Below are 21,350 nucleotides of genomic sequence, written 5' to 3'. Positions count from 1 at the left end.
CCGGGGAGGAGACGATGCCAGCTTCTGCCGCGCTCGCGCATGTAGACGTCCCCCGCCTGCCGAGCGATGTCACCTCGCGCCCGAGACTGGTGGCCGCGCTGGAGAACCGCAGTCCGCTGACGGTGCTCCGCGGCGCGTCGGGACTCGGGAAGACGGTCGCGCTCGCGGAATGGGCGCGCGTCACCGCCTCGACGACCGTCTGGGTCACTGTCGATCCGACGAGATCCAGCAGCACCGAACTCGCCCGCGCCGCTCTGCGCGCGCTGTCCCGTGCGGGACTCACCTCGCCGACCGGTGACGACCGTCTGCATCCGTGGAGCGCCGTCGCGCAGTGTCTCAGCGAAACCACGGATGAACTCGTCCTCGTACTCGACGACGCTGCCACCCTGTCGCCGGACAGCATCTTCGACCTGTGTCGGACGGTGGCCGCAGCGCCCCGAGCGCGCGCGATCGCAGCGACGAACCGGCGCAGCGCGTTCGATCGCGACGGGTTGAGCCTGGTGATCGATCGAACGGTGATAGGACCGGACGACCTTCTCTTCGACATCGAGGAGATCTCCCGTGCCCTGCGGGTCGACGAGTCGGACGCGGCGGACGTGCTCCAGGCGACGGGCGGATACCCCGCACTCATCCACGCGGCCTCGAAGCGGTCTGCACTCGGCGACGATCCGGCGGCGGCGATCGAGGCCGCCTCGCCCGCAGTCGAGGAGTACATGCAGTCACGCCTCGAAGCCTCGGGCATCGGCCCCGACGTCCTCGAGGCACTGGTGCGCATCAGTGTCGCGGATGCCGTCGACCTCGCCTCGGCGCGCGCGCTGTCGGGCGTCGACGCGATCGAGAGCCCGCTCGACGACGCGGAGGCGTTCGGTCTCGGAAGCTGGTCGAACGACCGCCTGTTCCTCTTCGCTCCGGTCGTGCGGACGCTGCTGCGCCGCGAACTCGTGAGGTCGCACGCGGACGAGCTCCCGCGCCTCATGAACCTGGCCGTCGAGGGCGCGCTCCAGCGGCGAGCGCCCTTGGAGGCGTTGCAGCTCGCGATGGAGTACGACGATCTTCCGCTCGCATCGCACGTGATCATGTCGGGGTGGAGCCAGCTGCTCGACCACCACGGGCCCGCCGCAGTGCGCCTGCTGCGCAGGCTTCCGGTGTCCCGATTGAAGGACCAGCCACTCATCGCCATGCTGCTCGCCATCTGCTACAACGCCAGCAAGCTGAGGCGTCTGCGCGGCCTGCAGCTGATGCGCGTGGCGATCTCGGCAGCGAACTCCCGCCGCACTGATGTGGCCACGACCGAGCGCGTCTTCATCTGGGCTGCCGAGAGCGCGGCCCTGCGAGTCATCGGGATGTCGGAGCGCGCCGCTCAGGTCGCTGCCCGAGCACTGAGCCTCTACCGCGAGACGCCGGAATCGGTGTGGCAGCCGTACGCCCTGGAGATGCCGCTGCTCTGCACGCATCTCGGTATCTCCCTCTACTACGGCGGGCGCGAGGATGACGCGATCGAGTGCTTCGAGAACGCGGCGGCGATGGCGGCGTCGCGTGACCTGAGCAAGGCCTTCCACAGCATCGCGCTGCTCAGCGGCATACACGCGCTGAACGGCGATATGCCAGAGGCACGCCACTACGCCGAGCTGATCCGCGAGAGCTCGTGGGAGCAGCAGCAGCGCGACGGCTACCGCGGCACCTTCTATCGCGTCGCGGAGGCGCTGCTCGCGGTCGAGGACGGCGACGTGGCCGCGGCTCGCGAGCATGTGGGCGTGTTCGGACCTCACCGCTCGACCAGCGAGCACTGGGCGACGATGGGGCTCGCTGAGGCCTGGGTCGCTCTGCACGAGGGCAGAGCCGCAGCCGGACTCGAGCAGCTGGAGTCTCTGCGACGGCTGCGACGGCGCGAGACAGGGAGCACCCACGCACGGCACGTGCTCAGCCGCGCCCGGACCCTGCTGCATCTCGCCGTCGGCGACGTGGCCGCGGCTCGAGCGACGCTGCGGCACGATGCGAGGCCCGACGAGTTCGGCACGACCATCGAACGCGCACGCCTCGCGGTGGTCGAGGGCGACGCCTCCGAGGCGGCTCGGCTGCTGGCTCCGAAGCGGGAGATCCCGCAGACCTCGCGTCAGCGCGCCGAGGCGGCCGCGATCCAGGTCGTCGCCCTGCGCCGCACGGCGGGCGCGACCGCGGCCGCGAAGGCTGCGGTCGCCCTGGGAATCCAACTGGATGATCGTGAGCTGACGACGCCGGCCACCCTGTTCGCCCCCGACGACGTCGAGCTGCTGCAGGACGCTCTGGCGACCCACGCCCCCGGGCGGCCGGTGACCGCGGTGCTTCCCGCGACATCCGATCGCCCGCGTCTCTCGGCCCGCGAGCTCGTCGTGCTGCGCGCACTCACCTCGGGTGCGTCGCTGCCGTCGATCGCGGCCGACCTGAGCGTGTCGCAGAACACCCTCAAGACGCAGCTGCGGAGCATCTACCGCAAGCTCGATGCCCGCAACCGCGCCGACGCGATCGAGCAGGCCGCGAAGCACGACCTCCTCACCGACCGCTGAGTCTCGACGGCAGCAGAGTCGACGCAGGACAGCAGAGTCGGATCACGACACCGAACGGCCCTCGGCACCTGAGGGGGGCAGGTGCCGAGGGCCGCTCTTCGTGCGGGTCGCTCAGTCGATCGATGCGCGGCGGCGCAGGATCAGGAGCGCTGCTCCCCCCAGGAGCAGGGTCAGCGCGAGCACCAGCACCCAGGGTGCGAGCTGACCGCCCGTGATCGCCAGAGGCGACTGGACCGGATGAACGGTCGCGCTCTCGACGACCGGGAGAGGCGCATCCCCCGGGCTCGTCGCCAGCGCCGTGGCCACGTTCTCCAGCGTGGCCCCCGCGGCATCCGCATCCACGGTCACCGAGTACGTGACCGTCACCGTCTCCCCCTCGGCGAGGGCGCCGACCCAGTGCAGCCCGCTGTCCGTGACCACGGGTGCGGCGACCTCGTGATCGCCGACGGTCGCGGTGACGACACCGGTCAGTGCCGCGTGGTCCAGCACCTTGGAGAGATCGTCGCTGACGACGACCTCGTCGAGGTCGGTCTCCCCGGTGTTGACGCCGGTGAGCGTGTAGGTGACCACGCTGCCCACGGCCACGGCCGTCCCGGAGCCCACGTTCGCGGTCTTCGCGAACGTGAAGCCCGGAGCGCCGACACTGTGCTCCGTCGATGCCGGAGGAGGCGTGAGCTCGGCGCCGCCGGGGGCGGTGGCGGTGCCGTCGGCGACGTTCGAGATCGTCGCACCGCCCGCGTCGGCATCCACCGTCACGGAGTACGTGATCGCGACCCGCTCGCCGACCGCGAGAGCACCCTGCCACGAGAGCTCATCGCCCTGCACGATCGGCGCTGCGACGGGCGTGCCGTCGACAGCGGCCGACACATCGCCGTTGTATTCGGCGTGGGCGAGGACGTTCGAGAGGTCGTCACCGATGGCGACCGGGTCGAGCGCGGTCTCACCCGTGTTGATGCCCGTCACGGTGTAGGTGATGATGCTTCCCGGGTCGACCCGCGTCCCCGAGGCCGGGTCGGCGGTCTTCACGAGCTCGAATCCGGGCTCGTTGATCGGGTTCACCGTGACCGCCGGGGGCGTCTCGATCGGAGGCACCCCTCCGGGAGGAGTCGCGCCGCCCGTCACCGAGTTCTCGAGCGTCTCGCCACCGGCATCCGCGTTCACGGACACCGAGTAGGTGATCGTGACGGTCTCTCCGATTCCGAGTGCGCCCGTCCACGAGAGCGTCTCGCCCACGAGTTGCGGAGCAGAAGCCGGTGAACCGTCCACCAGGGCGATCGCGTCGTCGTTGAACCCGGCGTCGTCGAGCACGCCCGACAGGTCATCGCGGATGTCGACGGGGTCGAGCACGGTCTCGCCGGTGTTCACGCCGGTCACCGTGTAGGTGACGACGGCACCGGGGTCGATGGCCGTGCCCGAAGCGGGAGCGGCGCTCTTCGACACCGAGAAGCCGGGCTCGTTGACCGGGTTCGTCGTCGTGGCCGGGGGCGGCGTGATCTCTTCACCGCCCGGAGGCGTCGCGATGGCGGTCGCCGAGTTCTCGATCAGTTCGCCGGCGGCATCCGGTCCTACCGTCACCGAATAGGTGATGGTGACCGTCTGTCCGACGGCGAGCGCACCCGTCCACGAGAGCTCGCCGTCGACGACCGCGACAGGCGTCTCCACGCCGCCGATGATCGTCGCGACGGGATCGGCGTCGAGCGAGGCGTGATCCAGGACGCTCGAGAGGTCGTCGACGATCTCGACGCTGTCGAGCGCCGTATCGCCGCTGTTCACTCCGGTCAGCACATAGGTGATCACGTCACCCGGATCCACAGCGGTTCCGGATGCCGGATCGGCCGTCTTCGAGAACGCGAAGCCGGGCTCGTTGACCCGGTGCTCGGTGACCGCGGTCGGCGGCACGATGGGCGCGCCCGGTGTCGTCGGGCTCGCCGGGTCACTCGGATCGGACGGAACCAGCGGCGTCGCCTCTCCCGTCACCGTGTTGGTGATGGTCTCGCCACCGGCGTCGCCGTCGACGGTCACTGAGTAGGTGATCACGACGTCCTCACCCGGCTCGAGCGAACCGGTCCAGGCGAGGGCGCTGTCGGCCACCGTGGCGGTGCCGCGCGTGGCATCCACATCGTCGTTGTACGAGGCGTTCGCCAGCACACCGGCGAGGTGGTCCGAGATCGCGGCCGGGTCGAGCACGGTGTCGCCCGTGTTCGTGCCGGTCACGGTGTACTCGATCACGCTGCCCGGGTCTACAGCGGTGCCGGTGACCGGGTCGGCGGTCTTGCTGACCTCGAATCCGGGGTTCACGACCGGGTGCTGGGTCGACGCGGGCGGCGGCGACACCGGAGCGCCCGGAGTGCTGGGGCTGTCCGGATCGGTCGGGTCCGAGGGGATCAGCGGTGTCGCCGTTCCCTCCGCGGTGTTGCGCAGCAGCACACCGGTCGCTTCGCCGTCGACGGTCACGGTGTAGGTGATCACGACGTCGTCGCCGGAACCGAGTGCGCCCGTCCAGCTGAGCTGGGATCCGGTCACATCGACCGTGCCTGTGGTCGCCGAGACGTCGCCGTTGTAGACGGCGTTCGCGAGAACGGCCGACAGGTCGTCGGTGATCGCCGCGGGGTCGAGCACGGTGGTGCCCGTGTTCGTTCCCGTGACCGTGTACTCGATGGTGTCGCCAGGATTCACGGCCGTGCCGGAGGCCGGATCAGAGGTCTTGGTGACCTCGAAGCCGGTGTCGACGACGGGATGCGTGGTCTCGACCTGCGGCGGAGTGATCGGCGTGCCGGGAGTCGTCGGGCTCTCGGGGTCGCTCGGGTCGACGGGGATCTGCGGTGTCGCCTCGCCGGTCGCGATGTTGCGGAGCAGGGCGCTCTCGACGCCCGCGTCGACGGTGACCGTGTAGCGGATCGTGACGGACTCCCCCTGCGGGATGGAGCCCGTCCAGGTCAGCGTGCCGTCGGTCACATCCGCGCTGCCGCGGTCGGCCGTGACGTCGTCGTTGTATGCGGCGTCATCGAGCACCGCAGTGAGGTCGTCGGAGATGGTCACCGGCGAGAGGTCGGTGTCGCCGGTGTTGGTTCCGGTGACCGTGTACTCGATCGTGTCTCCGGCCGAGACAGAGGTGCCGGATGCCGGGTCGGCGGTCTTGCTGATCGTGAAGCCCGACCCGAGCACGGGATGCTGGGTGACCGAGGTCGGAGGAACGATCGGCTCGCCGGGGATCTGCGGACCCGTCGGGTCGGCAGGGTTCGGCGTCGTCGGGGTGGCTGTGCCCGAGGCGACGTTGCTGAGCACCTCGCCGGAGGCGTCTTCAGCGACGGTCACCGAGTAGGTGATCGTCACGATCTGACCGGCCTGCAGCGTGCCGCTCCAGGCGAGGTCGGTGCCGGTGAGGGTGGCTCCCCCGGTGAGAACCGGGATGCCGTCGATCGCGGTCGCGATGTCGGCGTTGTACTCGGCGTGCGCGAGCACGTCGGTGAGGTCGTCGGCGATGGAGGCCGGGGCGAGAGCGGTGGCACCGGTGTTGGTGCCGGTGACGGTGTACTCGATGATCTGGCCGGGCTGCACCACGGTGCCCGAGGCGGGGTCGGCGGTCTTGGCGATGGTGAAGCCCGCGACCGGGTGCTCGGTCGTGACAGCAGGCGGGACGATCGGGTCGCCACCGGGAGGCGTGCCCGAGGCGGTCACGCTGTTGGCGATGGTCTCACCCTCGACGTCCTCGTCGACGATCACCGAATAGGTGAACGTCATGATCTGCCCCGGCTCGAGGGCTCCCGTCCACGTGAGCATGTCGCCGGTGATGGCGGCACCGCTCTCGACGAGATCGATGCCGTCGACGGTCGTCGCGAGGTCGTCCTGGTACTCGGCGAGCGAGAAGACCCCGCTCAGGTCGTCGGCGATCTCGACATCGTTCAGCACGGTGTTCCCGGTGTTCTCGACCGCGACCTGGTAGGTGATCCGCTGCCCCGCCGCGACGGCGGTGCCGTCTGCCGGGTCGGAGGTCTTGCGCAGGTCGAGCCCGGGCGCGAGGAGGACGTTGGAGTAGACGCAGGTGACGTCGGTGCCGAGAGGACCAGCCGGCTGGGTGACCTGTCCCGAGTCGCTCACGGCGACGGGTGTGGTCGAGCCGTCTCCGTTGATCTGCTCGCAGACCAGAGAGGAGTCGTAGCCTGTCGGGTCGGCCGAGCCCGCGGCCGCCTCTGCGAGGTCGAACGTGTCGCCCTGATTCGTGAACACCGGACCGGCGTAGTCACGCTGGACGCCCGGCTCATCACCGGTCGTCGTGGCCGAGGTCTGCGCGACGCTGTATCCGTCGGGCGACTGGATGCTGAGCGCGAACTGGTCGGTCGGCGCGTGGCGCCCATCCGGCAGGTCCTTCTTGAGCGTGAGGGTGTTGGGGAAGGTGCAGCTCGACATGTCGGTCGGCGAGAAGCTGCCGAGGAGTGTCGTGTTGACCGTCTCGCCTCGCGGAAGGTCGACCTCGATGATGCGGTTGCCACCGCTCGAGACCGAGACGAAGATGTGGCCGAGGTTGCCGAAGGCGATGCCGTTGCCCTGCACACCGTCGCCGAGGTCATGCACCTGCTTGGCGTCGATGGTGGCGGTGCTCGACACGAGTTCAGTGGGCAGATCGGCGGCGTAGATGTCCTGATCTGCGACGAGCACGAGCTGGCCGGAGGCGCTGAAAGCCATGTCGCCGTTCGCACCGAAGGCGCTGCTGCCTGCGGTGGGACGCAGCGTGCCGACCTGCACGTAGGTCTGCGGGGTGACGCCCTCGTTCCAGGCGTAGATGTTGATCGCGTTGCCGGCTGTGCCGCTCGCGAAGTAGTAGACCCCGGTCACCGGGTTCACTGCCCCACGCAGCACGGCGGAGCTGAGCGTGAACGGGGTGCGCGTGGTCTGATCGGTGACCCGGTCGTGCTTCGCCAGCACCTTGTTCGACGACGTGTTCGTCACCGTGTACGCGTAGCGACCACCGGCAGAGATGCCGAGACCGTTGTCGGAGTGGCCGGTGCCGAAGCTGATCGTGCCGAGGGCGCCGCCGTCACCGGGCGCGCCGCCCTGCTCGTTCACCGCGAACTCGCGGATCTCCGTCGTGCTCTGCACGAAGACCGCCCCGGGTGTGCAGAGGAACGGGTCGGCGGCCGCTGCGGGGGCGGCCGTGACCGTGCCGCCGATGAAGACCATCGACGACGCGACGACCGCTGTGGTGACGAGCCCGCTGACGAGCTTGCGCGCCGTCCTCCCCCAGCGTGGCGTCGCCTGCTGTGTCTCGGTCGGTTGATGGCGCTTTCGCGCACCACGAATAATCACGACTGTCTCCCCTTGTCGCATCCGGTGCGCACTCGCGCACTCGGGGCCCGCCACCCCCTTCGGCGGCATCCCGGAGCGCTGTCGATCGACCTCGCGCTCGAACCGGGCCTCCGAAAGACTGCCGTGCCGGCAGATTCACCCCCGCCCGAATGAGCCGAATTCACCCCTCGTTTTCACCCCTTGCTCGGAACGGTGGGGCGTCATGGTGCCCGGCACGAGCGACCGTGCTGTTAGGGTTGCCTAACCAACATCGATCTGGTCGGTGTCGTTCCCCTCCCCGGTCCCGAAAGGTCATTCACCATGCCCTCCAGCCTCCGTCTTCGCGCCGTCACGGCCTTGGCCGCCTCAGGATGCGCACTGCTTCTGCTCGCCGGCTGCGCCGCTGAGCCGACCGCCGTCACCGATGCGGCGGGGGAATCCGCCGGCACCCACGACGTCGAGCATGCCCGCGGCACCACCGCGGTCCCCGACGAGCCGCAGCGCGTGGTGACCCTCGAACCGCTCGAGCTCGACACCGCCGTCGCGGTCGGCATCGAGCCGGTCGGCGCTGCGGTCGCGAGCAACGTCGCAGGAGCACCGGCATACCTCGGCGCCGACGACGTCGAGCCCGTGGGCACTGTTCCCGAACCCGACCTCGAGGCCATCGCCGCGCTCGAGCCCGATCTGATCCTCGGAACCGAGGCCCGGCACTCCGAGCTCTACGAGCAGCTCTCGGCGATCGCCCCGACCGTGTTCATCGAGACCCAGGCCGACCCGTGGCGAGACAACGCCATGCTCATCGGCGAAGCGCTGGGCCGCGAGGCCGAGGTCGCCGATCTGCTCTCGGCCGTCGACGACCGGTGCGAGTCGCTGGCCGGCGAGTATGCGATCGACGGCGAGAGCGTGCAGCTGATCCGCCCCCGCGACGAGACGACCCTGAGCCTCTACGGACCGGTGTCGTTCTCGGGCAGCCTCCTCGAGTGCGCCGGGTTCACGATCCCCGCGCAGGAGTGGGCCGATGGGCTGCAGGCAGACATCTCGCCCGAGAACATCGTCTCGGCGGCAGCGGACCATGTGTTCGTCACCGTGACCGACGTCGACGAGGCCTCGGAGATCCCCACCGCGATCACGCAGAACGCCGCAGACTTCCCCTCGGTCACCCCTGTCGACACGAGCTACTGGGTCTCAGGAGTCGGGCCGAAGGGCGCACAGGCCGTGCTCGATGACATCGAGGCGTACCTCGAAGAGAGCCGGTGACGACTCTCACCCCGGTCGAGACGTCGGGGGCTCCGCACGCGCGGATCCCCCGACGCGGCCGTCGTGCGGTCGTCGGTGCGATCGTCCTTCTCGTTGCGCTCGCGGCCGCCGTCGTCCTCTCCCTCGCGATCGGCGCGAATCCCCTCTCCCCCGAAGCGGTCTGGACGACCCTGCGGGGCGCGGGCACGACCGAGATGGATTACATCGTGCTCGAGTTGCGCATACCTCGCACCGTCACGGGGATGGTCGCCGGTGCGGCGCTGGGTGTGGCCGGCGCTCTCATCCAGGCCTTCACCCGTAATCCGCTCGCCGACCCGGGCATCCTCGGCGTGAACGCCGGCGCCGCGCTCGCGGTCGCCCTCGGCGTGAGCCTGCTCGGCCTGCGCGACGTCTCGCAGTTCGTCTGGTTCGCCTTCTTCGGCGCCCTCATCGTCACGGTGGCCGTCTACCTGATCGGCTCGGCGGGACGCGGCTCCGCTGACCCGCTCCGCCTCACGCTCGCCGGGGTCGCACTCGGAGCCGTGCTCTCCGGCATCACGACGGGCATCTCCCTCAGCGATCCGGAAGCCTTCGACTCGATGCGCAGCTGGAACGCCGGAACGCTGCTCGGACGTGGTTTCGACGTCATCATTCCCGTCCTCCCGTTCGTCGCTGTCGGAGTCGCACTCGCAGTGCTGCTCGGTCCCGGCCTGAACGCCATCGGCCTCGGCGAAGACGTCGCTCGGGCACAGGGCGCGAATGTCGCAGGCATCCGCGTCGGGGTCATCATCGCCGTCACACTTCTCGCGGGCGCGGCGACCGCCCTCGCCGGCCCGATCTCGTTCATCGGGCTGATGGTGCCGCACGTGATCCGCTGGACGTTCGGCGTCGACCAGCGAGTGATCCTGCCGCTCTCCGCCGTGCTGGCACCGGTGATCCTGCTTCTCGCCGACGTCCTCGGCCGGGTCATCATCGCCCCGGCGGAAGTGCCTGTCGGAATCGTCGCGGCATTCGTCGGAGCGCCGGTGCTGATCGCGCTGGCGCGGCGACGCCAGGTGAGTGCCCTGTGAGCGCGTCGATCGCCTCGACGCCCACGGACGCCACCCGCTCCAGGATGATCCTGCACCTGGGGCCGCTGCGGATGCCGGTTCGCCGGCGCAGCATCCTCGTCGGCGTCGCTGCAGCGGCCACTCTGATCGTTCTGGGCATCCTGGCGCTGGGGCTGGGGAGCTATCCCCTCACTCCCCAGGAGGTCGTGCAGACGCTGCTCGGCGGGGGCGACGCCCTGCACCGCACGGTCGTGATCGACTGGCGCCTGCCACGCGCGATCGCGGCGATCACCGTCGGTGCGCTCCTCGGCATCGCCGGCGCGCTCTTCCAGACCGTCACGAGGAATCCGCTCGCGAGCCCCGACATCCTCGGCCTGTCCAACGGCGCGTTCACGGGCATGCTGATCGCGCTGGTGCTGGTCTCGGGGAGCTGGCCCGTGCTCACCGCCGGGTCTCTCATCGGCGGGTTCGCGACAGCCGTGGTGATCTGGCTGTTGTCGGCACGAGGCGGTGTGCACGGCTTCCGCCTCATCGTCGTGGGCATCGGAGTCTCGGCGATCCTCGCCTCTCTCAACACCTGGCTGCTCCTGCAGATCGAGCTCGAGACCGCGATGTTCGCGTCTGCCTGGGGCACTGGATCACTGAACGGCGTCACCGCAGGCCCGCTCGCGGGCGCGCTCCTGTGCGCCCTGCCGTTCGCCGTCGCAGCGCTTCTCCTGGTGCCACGACTGCGCCAGCTCGAGCTGGGCGACGACACGGCCGCAGCCACAGGGGCTCGGCCGGGGCGGATCCGGGTCGTGGCGCTGCTCATCGGCGTCGCACTCGTCGCCGCCGCGACGACCGTCGCCGGCCCCGTGGCGTTCGTCGCGCTCGCTGCACCGCAGATCGCGCGCCTCGTGGCCCGCACCCCGCACCTCTCGCTGATGCTGTCGGCGCTGTTCGGAGGAGTCCTCCTGCTCGGTGCCGACCTCATCGCCCAGCACATGCTGCCCACTGCTCTGCCTGTCGGCGTCGTGACCGTGTCGGTCGGCGGCGCCTACCTCGTCCTGATGATCATCCTGGAGATCCGCCGCCGTGCTTGAGAACTCGACCTCGCCCGACCCCAGCGCCGCCTCGCGCCTCAGAGCCGAGAGCATCACGCTCACATACGACCGCACCGAGATCGTCCGCGAACTCTCCGTGGCTGTGCCCGCAGGAGGCTTCACGGTGATCATCGGGCCGAACGCGTGCGGCAAGTCCACGCTGCTGCGCGGGCTGTCACGCCTGCTGCCTCCCTCGAGCGGGCGCGTCGTGCTCGACGGCCGGTCGATCAGCGAGTACCCGGCGAAGGAGGTGGCCCGCCGGCTGGGGCTGCTTCCTCAGAGTGCGACAGCGCCGGACGGCATCACCGTGGCCGACCTGGTCGCCCGCGGACGTTACCCGCATCAGAGTCTGATGCGCCAATGGTCGGATGCCGATGAGAGTGCTGTGCGGCACGCTCTCGACGCGACAGGAACAGCAGATCTCGCGTCACGCCCCGTCGATGCTCTGTCCGGTGGGCAGCGCCAGCGCGTCTGGGTGGCGATGGTGCTCGCGCAGGAGACGGATCTGCTGCTGCTCGACGAGCCGACCACTTTCCTCGACGTGGCCCACCAGGTGGATCTCATGGAGCTGCTCGCGCATCTCAATACGCAGGGACGCACACTCGTCGCCGTTCTGCACGACCTCAATCACGCCGCACGCTACGCGAGCCACATCATCGCGATGCGCGAGGGCCGCATCGTCGCTCAAGGCCCACCCCGCGAGGTCATCACGAGCGAACGAGTGCAGCAGGTGTTCGGCCTGGCGAACGTCGTGATCGATGATCCCGTCACCGGAGGACCGCTGGTGGTGCCGCTGCGCGGCTCGGCTCCTGCGGGAGTGCGGTCGTGACCGCCGAGCGCCCATGGGCCTACAGCGCTTTCCCGGTGGAGGTTCGCGCACGCGTGATGCTCAGCCCGCATTTCGTCAGGCTGACCCTGGGCGGTGAGAGTCTGCGGAACTTCGCCGACTGGGGCATGGATCAGCGCATCAAGGTCGTCCTGCCGCTGGCCGACGGAGGCATCGCCGACTTCGGACTGCTCGACGAGCCGACACCGCATCCCTCCGACTGGTACACACGGTGGCGCGCCCTCCCTGAAGACGAACGCAACGTGCTGCGCACCTACACCCCCGCCGCGATCAGAGCCGAGGACCGCGAGATCGACATCGACTTCTTCCTCCACGAGCCCGCCGGGCCCGCCTCTGCATGGGCGGCCGCGGCGTCCCCGGGTGACCGCCTCGTCGTCAACGGTCCCGACGCGCGGATGGGGTGGACCGGGTACGGACTGCACTGGCATCCCGGCGATGCGGGGCGGTTCTTGATCATCGCCGACGAGACGGCATTCCCGGCTGTGCGCGGCATCCTCGACTCCCTCGGGCCGGACGCGCGCGCCGAGGTCATCCTCGAATGCGGTCACCCCGCCGATGATCTCATCTCGCCGGCTGCCCCCGACACCGCGCGCGTGCATCGCGTGCTGCGCGACGCCCCGGATTCGACGGCGATCGAACGGGCGGTGCACGCCTGGGGCGCCACCCACGGTGCGTCCGCCCGCGAGGACATCGCCTTCTACGCGTGGATCGCGGGTGAGTCCGGCATGACCACCGGTATTCGCCGGTATCTGACCTCCGACCTCGGCATTCCGAAGGACCGCGTCTCCTTCCTCGGCTACTGGCGTCGAGGTGGGCCACTCGTCGGGTGATCCGCGCAGCGGAACACGACGAAGGGGGCGGATGCCGCAGCATCCGCCCCCTTCGTGTCGTTCAGCAGGTGACTCAGAAGTCCCAGTCGTCGTCTTCCGTCGCCTCGGCCTTGCCGATGACGTACGACGATCCCGATCCCGAGAAGAAGTCGTGGTTCTCGTCGGCGTTCGGCGAGAGAGCCGACAGGATCGCCGGGTTCACGTTCGTGACGGTCGAGGGGAACATCGCTTCGTAGCCGAGGTTCATCAGCGCCTTGTTGGCGTTGTAGTGCAGGAACTTCTTGACGTCCTCGGTCAGGCCGACGCCGTCGTAGAGGTCCTGCGTGTACTGCACCTCGTTGTCGTAGAGCTCGAACAGCAGGTTGAAGGTGTAGTCCTTCAGCTCCTGGCGGCGCTCCTCGGTCTCCTTCTCGAGACCCTTCTGGAACTTGTAGCCGATGTAGTACCCGTGCACGGCCTCGTCACGGATGATGAGGCGGATCAGGTCGGCCGTGTTCGTGAGCTTCGCCTTCGACGACCAGTAGATCGGCAGGTAGAAGCCCGAGTAGAACAGGAACGACTCGAGCAGCGTCGAGGCGACCTTGCGCTTGAGCGGGTCGTCGCCCTGGTAGTAGTCCATGATGATCTGAGCCTTCTTCTGAAGGTTCGGGTTCTCGGTGGACCAGCGGAACGCCTCATCGATCTCCTTCGTCGACGCGAGCGTCGAGAAGATCGAGGAGTAGCTCTTCGCGTGCACAGACTCCATGAACGCGATGTTCGTGTACACGGCCTCTTCGTGAGGCGTGATCGCGTCGGGGATCAGCGAGACGGCGCCGACGGTGCCCTGGATCGTGTCGAGCAGCGTCAGACCGGTGAACACGCGCATGGTGAGCAGCTGCTCATCGGGCGTGAGCGTGTTCCACGACTGGACGTCGTTCGACAGCGGCACCTTCTCAGGCAGCCAGAAGTTGTTCACCAGGCGGTTCCAGACCTCGAGGTCCTTGTCGTCCTGGATGCGGTTCCAGTTGATCGCCTGAACGCTGTCGACCAGCTTGAGCGGGGGGTGAGGAGTCATGATTCTTCGTCGTTTCTCGTGTTCAGGGCCGGATCAGAGCATGCACGAGACGCACTCGGCCATGTCGGTGCCCTCGAGCGCCATCTGACGCAGACGGATGTAGTAGATCGTCTTGATGCCCTTGCGCCATGCGTAGATCTGAGCCTTGTTGATGTCACGCGTCGTGGCGGTGTCCTTGAAGAACAGCGTCAGCGACAGGCCCTGGTCGACGTGCTGGGTGGCGGCGGCGTACGTGTCGATGACCTTCTCGTAGCCGATCTCGTACGCGTCCTGGTAGTACTCCAGGTTGTCGTTCGTCATGAACGGCGCCGGGTAGTAGACACGGCCGAGCTTGCCTTCCTTGCGGATCTCGATCTTCGACGCGATCGGGTGGATCGACGACGTCGAGTTGTTAATGTACGAGATCGAGCCGGTCGGGGGCACCGCCTGCAGGTTCTGGTTGTAGATGCCGTGCTCCTGGATCGACGCCTTCAGCGCCACCCAGTCCTCCTGCGTCGGGATGTGCTTGCCCGCGAAGAGCTCCTTGACCTTCTCGGTCTCGGGAACCCAGGCGCGCTCGATGTACTTGTCGAAGAACTCCCCCGACGCGTAGGTCGAGTCCTCGAAGCCGTCGAAGGCCTGCTTGCGCTCGATCGCGATGTTGTTCGAGGCGCGCAGCGCGTGGAACAGCACCGTGTAGAAGTAGATGTTCGTGAAGTCGATGCCCTCTTCGGAGCCGTAGTGCACGTGCTCGCGGGCGAGGTAGCCGTGCAGGTTCATCTGGCCGAGGCCGATCGCGTGCGAACGGTCGTTGCCGTCCTCGATCGAGCGGACCGAGCGGATGTGGCTCTGGTCGCTCACCGCGCTCAGCGCACGGATCGCGGTCTCGACCGTCTGGCCCAGGTCATCGGCATCCATCGACAGCGCGATGTTCATCGAGCCGAGGTTGCAGGAGATGTCCTTGCCGATCTGGTCGTACGACAGGTCGTCGTTGTACGTGGTCGGCGTGTTCACCTGCAGGATCTCGCTGCAGAGGTTGGACATGTTGATGCGGCCCTTGATCGGGTTGGCCTTGTTCACCGTGTCCTCGAACATGATGTACGGGTAGCCCGACTCGAACTGGATCTCGGCGATCGTCTGGAAGAACTCGCGCGCGTTGATCTTCGTCTTCTTGATGCGCGGGTCGTCGACCATCTCGCGGTACTTCTCGGTGACCGAGATGTCGCCGAAGGGGACGCCGTAGACCTTCTCGACGTCGTACGGCGAGAAGAGGTACATGTCCTCGCCGTTCTTCGCCAGCTCGAACGTGATGTCGGGCACGACGACGCCGAGCGACAGCGTCTTGATGCGGATCTTCTCGTCGGCGTTCTCACGCTTGGTGTCGAGGAAGCGCATGATGTCGGGGTGGTGTGCGTTGAGGTACACCGCGCCGGCACCCTGACGCGCACCGAGCTGGTTGGCGTAGCTGAAGCTGTCTTCGAGGAGCTTCATCACGGGGATGATGCCCGAGGACTGGTTCTCGATCTGCTTGATCGGCGCACCGGCCTCACGGATGTTCGAGAGCAGCAGCGCCACTCCGCCGCCGCGCTTGGAGAGCTGGAGGGCGGAGTTGATGCCGCGGGCGATCGACTCCATGTTGTCCTCGATGCGCAGCAGGAAGCAGCTGACGAGTTCGCCGCGCTGGGCCTTGCCCGAGTTGAGGAAGGTCGGGGTCGCGGGCTGGAAGCGGCCGGAGATGATCTCCTCGACCAGTGCGACGGCGAGCTGCTCGTCGCCGCCGGCGAGGCCGAGGGCCGTCATCACGACGCGGTCCTCGAAGCGCTCGAGGTAGCGCTTGCCGTCGAACGTCTTGAGCGTGTAGCTCGTGTAGTACTTGAAGGCGCCGAGGAACGTCTCGAAGCGGAACTTCTTGCCGTAGGCGAGGTCATTGAGCTTCTGGATGAACTCGAGCGAGTACTGCTCGATCACGGCCGGCTCGTAGTACTCCTTCTCGACGAGGTAGTCGAGGCGCTCCTTGAGCGAGTGGAAGAACACCGTGTTCTGGTTGACGTGCTGCAGGAAGTATTCGCGCGCCGCCCGCTTGTCGGCGTCGAACTGGATCTTGCCGTTCGCGTCGTACAGGTTCAGCATCGCGTTGAGGGCGTGATAGTCCAGGCCCTCGTAGGTCGGGTTCATCTTGAACGCCACCGTATCCGTCACTGAGTCGGCTCCTGCCTGCTCGTCAACTGCGGTACCCACCGTCGCTCCAATCCGTCGCTCACGCGATCTACATCGTCTTGTGTGCCGAAGATCTCGAGCCGATACAAGTGAGGCACGTTGCACTTGCGGCTGATGATGTCACCGGCGAGACAGAACGAGTCGCCGAAGTTGGTGTTGCCCGCCGAGATGACTCCGCGGATGTGACGCCGGTTGCGCTCGTCGTTGAGGAACCGGATGACCTGCTTGGGCACCGCGCCTCGTTCGACGCCGCGCCCCTCACCCCCGCCATAGGTGGGGGTGACCAGCACGAAGGGTTCGTCGACGACGAGTTCTTCCTGCTGTCGGAGAAGGGGAATGCGTCGGGCCGGGAGCCCGAGCTTCTCGACGAAGCGCGCGGTGTTACCCGAGGCGCTCGAGAAGTAGACCAGGAGCGGCGCGGCGGTCGCGACGGCGCTCATGGCGGATCACGCCAGACGCGAGGCGAGCTCGTCGATCTTGTCGGGGCGGAAGCCCGACCAGTGACCCTCGTCGGTGACGACGACGGGTGCCTGCATGTAGCCGAGCGCCTTGACCTGCTCGAGCGCCGTGGCGTCCTCCGACAGGTCGAGGATCTCGTACTCGATGCCCTTGGCGTCGAGCGCGCGGTAGGTGGCGTTGCACTGAACGCAGGACGGCTTCGTGTAGACCGTGATCGACATCTTTTCGCTTCCCCTCACATCTCTGGCCTGCATCTGAATCAGGCTGTTTTCCGGTAGACCCTCACCGGGATCTCAATACTACATATAGGTACGGACATTCAGGGTGACCACTAGGGGTAGTAGTTACATACGTGTAGTTTTCCACCGCTCTCCACTGTTACAACACAGGTTCTCCACCGTTTCTTCCACAGGCACAGCCCCCTTGACAGTGCCTCCGAACCGCGAGAAATCGCGGCTGGGAACGACCTGTGAGAGATCCATCCACAGGGGGGACGATACGGCCGACCTCGGACATCGGATTTTCTGTGGAAACTCGGTTTGGGCGTGTCGCGGCGTGTCGCGGAGGAGCCGCTTGGACCCGCGTCCGCGCCTCCCGGTAGCGTTGACCCGTGGCGGGATATCGGGACCTTCTTCGCACGCCCGGAGTGGCGCGCATGATCGCTGCACAGCTGACCGCTCGCTTCCCCAACGGGATGACCTCGCTCGCGATCCTGCTGCACGTCGAGCAGCAGACCGGGTCGTACGGCTCGGCGGGCCTCGTGCTCGCCGCGACGAGCGTCGGGCAGGCCGTCGCCGGCCCGATCACGAGTCGGTGGATGGGTGCCTGGGGCATGCGCCGCGTGCTCACCCTGACGCTCAGCGTCTGCGTGGTCGCCGTGCTGGGGCTCGCGCTCCTCCCCCTCAGCATCCCCGGCTACATGATCCTGGGCATGATCGCCGGTCTCTCGACCCCGCCGGTGCAGGCCGCCGTGCGCACCATCTATCCGAAGCTCGTGAACTCGAAGCAGCTCACTCCGCTGTTCTCCCTCGATGCCTCGCTGCAGGAGATCATCTGGGTCATCGCGCCCGTCGTGATCACCCTCGTCTCGACCCAGGTCGGCACCGCCGAGGGTCTCCTGCTCGTCGCCGTCGTGCTGGTGGGCGGCGGGGCGTGGTTCATCCTCTCGCCCGAGGTCGGTCGCGTGCGCATCCCCCGCAGCCGCAACGCCCTCGGCAAGGTCGTCCTCAAGCCACCCGTGCTGCTCGCCACCGTCATCGGGTTCCTCCTCATCGGCGCCTGCTCCGCCGTCGAGGTCGGCGTCGTCGCCACGTTCGAGCACGGCAGCCTCGCCGCCGGCCTCGTGCTCGCCGTCTTCTCGGTCGGCAGCCTCGCCGGCGGACTCGCGTTCGGACACATCCCCATCGGCCCCTGGGCGATGGCCCGCCGTCTCGCGATCGTCACCGTCGGCCTGGCGCTCACCATGTTCTCCCTCAACGTGTTCTGGCTCGGCGGCACGCTGGTCCTCGCCGGCATCGGCATCGCGCCGGCCCTCGCCGTGCTGTTCGCCATCACGACCGCGAGCGTGAAGTTCAGCGAGACCGCCGAGGCGTTCGGCTGGGCGGGCACGGGACAGCTCATCGGTGCCGCGGCGGGCTCGGCGGTCGCCGGCTTCCTGGTCGACGCGACGGATCCGCGCGGCGCCTACCTCGCCGCGACGCTGTTCGCCGCAGCCGGCCTCGTCGTCTCGATCGTCTTCGTCCGCTCCTTCACCGACCTGCGCCATCGCGACGCGAGTCCCCACCCCGACACCGAACCCCTGGCGGTCACCCCTTCATGAGCTCTGCCCCCTCCCCCGCATCCGCCGCCCCCGAGGTCGTCTGCATCGGCGAGTCCATGGGACTCGTCACCGCTCTCGGCGTCCCGCTCGCCGAGACCGAGACGGCTGCGCTCGGTCTGGCGGGAGCCGAGGGCAACGTCGCGGTCGGGCTCGTGTCGGCAGGGCACCGCGCCGCGTGGGCCTCACGCCTCGGTGACGACCCGATCGGCGTGCGCATCTCGACCGAGCTCGAGCGGCGCGGCGTCGACCTCTGGGTGACGACGGATGCGGATGCTCCCACCGGCGTCATGTTCAAGGACCCCGGCGTGGAGTCGTCGTCGGTCTACTACTACCGGCGCGGTTCGGCCGCCTCGCTGATGGCACCGGGGTTCCTCGACGTCGCTCAGCTCGCCGGCGTCCGCATCGTGCACACCACGGGCATCACCCCGGCGCTCTCGCCGTCCTGCCGCGCGATGGTCGATCAGCTGTTCGTCGACGCTCGCGCCGCCGGCGCCCTCGTGTCCTTCGACGTCAATGATCGCCGCGCACTGTGGACGATGCAGGATGCCGCCGACACCCTCGCCCGCCTCGCGGACGCCGCCGACATCGCCTTCGTCGGACGCGACGAGGCCGAGCGCATCTGGGGCACCGCGACCGCCGCCGAGATCCGCACCCGTCTGCCGCACTGCGGGCTGCTCATCGTCAAGGACGGCGACGTCGGGGCGACCGCGTTCCTCGGCGACGACGAGTCGGTGTTCGTGCCCGCTCCCCGTGTCGAGGTCGTCGAGCCGGTCGGCGCCGGAGACGCGTTCGCGGCCGGGTTCCTCGCCGCGACCCTCGACGGCGCAGATCTGTCGGCACGGCTGTCCGCGGGCCACACCGCCGCGGCCCGCGTGCTGACGACGCACGGCGACCTGCCGCCCCTCGACTGAGCTCCGCAGGCCTCACCGCCGCGAGCCGGTCGTAGGCTTGCTGCATGCCCGCACCGCTCACGCTGCCCCGCATCTCCTGGGGCGACCCGGCATCCGATCGTCGCGTTCTCCTCGTGCACGGGCTCGGCTCGTCCGCGGCTCTCATGTGGCGCGTCGGCTCCGACCTCGCCGACGCCGGATGGCATGCGACCGCCGTCGATCTGCGTGGCCACGGCGACGCCCCGCGCGCCCTCGACTACTCGGTCGCCGCCTACGCGGCAGACCTCGCCACCACGACGCCCGACGGAGGGGGACCCTGGGATGCCGTCGTCGGCCACTCGCTCGGCGGGGCCTCCAGCACGGCGGCGGCGGCATCCGCTCCCGAGTGGACGCGCCGACTCGTGCTGCTCGATCCGGCGATCCTCGTCGGCGGCCGGGATGCCGCGATCGTCCGCAGGAGCCAGGAGCGCGCCTTCGCCGACAACAGGGTGGAGCTGGTGCGGCAGGAGCATCCGCACTGGCACCCGCAGGACTGGGAGCTGAAGGTCGACGCGGTGCACCGCGCGAGCGCCTGGGCGGTCGAGCAGACGAGTGCGCAGAACACTCCGTGGGACGTCACTGCGGATGCCGCCCGGCTGACCGTTCCCACCCATGTGATCGCCTCGGATCCCGCGGTCTACAGCATCTTCACCGGCGAGGTCGCGGCCGGCGTCCTCGCCTCCAACCCCCTCGTCACGATGTCGGTCGTCGAGGGCGCCGGGCACTCGCTGCACCGCGACAAGCCCGAAGAGACCGTCCGACAGCTGAGAGAGGCACTCGCGTGAGCACCTTCGATCCGACCGCGTACCTTCCCGACGACCTTCTCGAGCGCATCCGCGAGCGGGCCCCGATCCACGACCGCGAGAACACGTTCCCCGAGCAGGACCTCGATGAGCTCCGCGATGCGGGATATCTGTCGATCCTCGTGCCCGCCGAACGCGGGGGCGCGGGGCTCGGCCTCGCCGAGGCGGCGATCCTGCAGCAGCGTCTCGCGACCGCCGCTCCCGCCACGGCGCTCGCGATCAACATGCACCTGGTGTGGACCGGCGTCGCGAAGGTCTTCTCCGACCGCGGCGTGCCGGGTCTCGAGTTCGTGCAGGACGGCGCGGTCGCGGGCGAGGTCTTCGCCTTCGGAATCAGCGAGGGCGGCAACGACCTGGTGCTGTTCGGGAGCGACACCGAGGCCGCGCCCACCGCCGACGGAGGCTACGCGTTCACCGGCACGAAGATCTTCACCTCGCTCGCGCCCGTATGGACGAGGCTCGGGCTGCACGGCCTCGACACGACGAGCGCCGACGCTCCGAAGCTGGTCTTCGCCTTCGTCGACCGCACCGACGCGGTCGTCACGGGCGACGACTGGGACACCCTCGGCATGCGGGGCACTCAGAGCCGCACGACGCGTCTCGACGGAGCCGTGGCGGATGCCGCGCACGTGGTGCGTCGCATCGATCCGGGCCCGAACCCCGACCCCATCGTCTTCGGGATCTTCTCCGTCTTCGAGATCCTGCTCGCCTCCGTCTACACGGGCATCGCACGCCGTGCCCTCGACCTCGCGGTGCTCACCGCGCAGATGCGCCGTTCGAAGAAGACGGGTGCGACGTACAGCCAGGATCCCGACATCCGCTGGCGCATCGCCGACATGGGCCTCGCGTACGACGCGCTCCCGCCGCAGATCGCGGTGCTCGCCCGCGATGTCGATGAGAGGGTCGACAACGGCGCTCGGTGGTTCACGCTGCTGTCGGGCGTCAAGCACCGGGCGATCACGATGTCGAAGCACGTCGTCGATCAGGCGATGCTCGTCGCCGGCGGCGGCTCGTACTTCTCGTCGAACGAGCTGTCGCGTCTCTACCGGGACGTCCTCGCGGGCGCATTCCATCCCTCCGATCCCGAATCGGCGCATTCCACTGCGGCGAGCGCCTGGCTCGGACCCCTCGAGGCGTAAGCGCGATATTCTGCGGTTTCACCCCTGAGGCTCTGCCGATTCTGCGGAATTAGTTGAAGACCGGCCGCTGCGGTGCGAGGA

General features: G+C 68.5%; 15 protein-coding genes. 10 read left to right on the top strand and 5 right to left on the bottom strand.

Annotated elements, in window-relative coordinates:
* Positions 1–14 precede the first annotated feature (14 nt).
* Positions 15–2,543 (top strand): LuxR C-terminal-related transcriptional regulator, encoded by a 2,529-nt coding sequence (locus tag AB0P11_RS16820; RefSeq protein ID WP_363523109.1) that lies wholly within the window; start codon positions 15–17, stop codon positions 2,541–2,543.
* 111 nt (positions 2,544–2,654) lie between these two features.
* Here the strand turns inward: AB0P11_RS16820 and AB0P11_RS16815 are convergent, their stop codons facing one another.
* Positions 2,655–7,847 carry an isopeptide-forming domain-containing fimbrial protein gene (locus AB0P11_RS16815; protein WP_363523107.1) on the bottom strand — a complete coding sequence of 1,731 codons (5,193 nt, stop codon included), beginning with the start codon at positions 7,845–7,847 and terminating at the stop codon, positions 2,655–2,657.
* A 300-nt stretch (positions 7,848–8,147) separates the two neighbouring features.
* On the opposite strand from AB0P11_RS16815, the gene AB0P11_RS16810 reads away from it, so the two are divergent.
* The 5 genes from AB0P11_RS16810 to AB0P11_RS16790 are packed head-to-tail and all read left to right on the top strand — an operon-like array spanning position 8,148 to position 12,870.
* Complete coding sequence (locus AB0P11_RS16810; protein ID WP_363523105.1) at positions 8,148–9,083, top strand: iron-siderophore ABC transporter substrate-binding protein; 936 nt, start codon at positions 8,148–8,150, stop codon at positions 9,081–9,083.
* Entirely contained in the window at positions 9,080–10,132 is a 1,053-nt protein-coding gene (locus tag AB0P11_RS16805; RefSeq protein WP_363523103.1) for an iron chelate uptake ABC transporter family permease subunit, read from the top strand. The genes AB0P11_RS16810 and AB0P11_RS16805 overlap by 4 nt, the downstream gene beginning before the upstream one ends.
* Positions 10,129–11,193 carry an iron chelate uptake ABC transporter family permease subunit gene (locus AB0P11_RS16800; RefSeq protein WP_363523101.1) on the top strand — a complete coding sequence of 355 codons (1,065 nt, stop codon included), beginning with the start codon at positions 10,129–10,131 and terminating at the stop codon, positions 11,191–11,193. Before AB0P11_RS16805 ends, AB0P11_RS16800 begins: the two co-directional genes overlap by 4 nt.
* Complete coding sequence (locus AB0P11_RS16795; protein ID WP_053097784.1) at positions 11,186–12,022, top strand: ABC transporter ATP-binding protein; 837 nt, start codon at positions 11,186–11,188, stop codon at positions 12,020–12,022. Before AB0P11_RS16800 ends, AB0P11_RS16795 begins: the two co-directional genes overlap by 8 nt.
* Positions 12,019–12,870, top strand: a complete 852-nt coding sequence (locus AB0P11_RS16790) for a siderophore-interacting protein (protein WP_285364344.1) — start codon at positions 12,019–12,021, stop codon at positions 12,868–12,870. The genes AB0P11_RS16795 and AB0P11_RS16790 overlap by 4 nt, the downstream gene beginning before the upstream one ends.
* A 73-nt stretch (positions 12,871–12,943) precedes the next feature.
* Here the strand turns inward: AB0P11_RS16790 and nrdF are convergent, their stop codons facing one another.
* The 4 genes from nrdF to nrdH are packed head-to-tail and all read right to left on the bottom strand — an operon-like array spanning position 12,944 to position 16,800.
* Positions 12,944–13,924 carry a class 1b ribonucleoside-diphosphate reductase subunit beta gene (gene nrdF / locus AB0P11_RS16785; RefSeq protein ID WP_056279164.1) on the bottom strand — a complete coding sequence of 327 codons (981 nt, stop codon included), beginning with the start codon at positions 13,922–13,924 and terminating at the stop codon, positions 12,944–12,946.
* 33 nt (positions 13,925–13,957) lie between these two features.
* Positions 13,958–16,078: a class 1b ribonucleoside-diphosphate reductase subunit alpha gene (nrdE, locus tag AB0P11_RS16780; protein ID WP_053099256.1), complete on the bottom strand. Its 2,121-nt coding sequence runs from the start codon at positions 16,076–16,078 to the stop codon at positions 13,958–13,960.
* 20 nt (positions 16,079–16,098) lie between these two features.
* A complete protein-coding gene (gene nrdI, locus AB0P11_RS16775; RefSeq protein WP_053097788.1) occupies positions 16,099–16,560 on the bottom strand; it encodes a class Ib ribonucleoside-diphosphate reductase assembly flavoprotein NrdI in 462 nt (153 codons plus the stop codon).
* 6 nt (positions 16,561–16,566) lie between these two features.
* Positions 16,567–16,800 (bottom strand): glutaredoxin-like protein NrdH, encoded by a 234-nt coding sequence (gene nrdH, locus AB0P11_RS16770; RefSeq protein ID WP_042537838.1) that lies wholly within the window; start codon positions 16,798–16,800, stop codon positions 16,567–16,569.
* A gap of 389 nt (positions 16,801–17,189) precedes the next feature.
* Here nrdH and AB0P11_RS16765 point away from each other — a divergent pair, with 389 nt between their 5' ends.
* From AB0P11_RS16765 to AB0P11_RS16750, 4 genes are read left to right on the top strand one after another with little or no spacing between them, the layout of a single operon-like run.
* Positions 17,190–18,398, top strand: coding sequence for an MFS transporter (locus AB0P11_RS16765; protein WP_363523097.1), 1,209 nt, complete (start codon positions 17,190–17,192; stop codon positions 18,396–18,398).
* A complete protein-coding gene (locus AB0P11_RS16760) occupies positions 18,395–19,309 on the top strand; it encodes a sugar kinase (protein WP_363523095.1) in 915 nt (304 codons plus the stop codon). The genes AB0P11_RS16765 and AB0P11_RS16760 overlap by 4 nt, the downstream gene beginning before the upstream one ends.
* 44 nt (positions 19,310–19,353) lie before the next feature.
* Positions 19,354–20,112 (top strand): alpha/beta hydrolase, encoded by a 759-nt coding sequence (locus AB0P11_RS16755; RefSeq protein WP_285364336.1) that lies wholly within the window; start codon positions 19,354–19,356, stop codon positions 20,110–20,112.
* Positions 20,109–21,269 carry an acyl-CoA dehydrogenase family protein gene (locus AB0P11_RS16750; RefSeq protein ID WP_053097792.1) on the top strand — a complete coding sequence of 387 codons (1,161 nt, stop codon included), beginning with the start codon at positions 20,109–20,111 and terminating at the stop codon, positions 21,267–21,269. Before AB0P11_RS16755 ends, AB0P11_RS16750 begins: the two co-directional genes overlap by 4 nt.
* Positions 21,270–21,350: the final 81 nt, after the last annotated feature.

The sequence above is a fragment of the Microbacterium sp. NPDC079176 genome (genome assembly GCF_040686675.1).
Lineage (GTDB): Bacteria > Actinomycetota > Actinomycetes > Actinomycetales > Microbacteriaceae > Microbacterium.
Note: the sequence above shows the minus strand (reverse complement) of the source record. Positions and strands in the feature narration are given on the sequence as shown.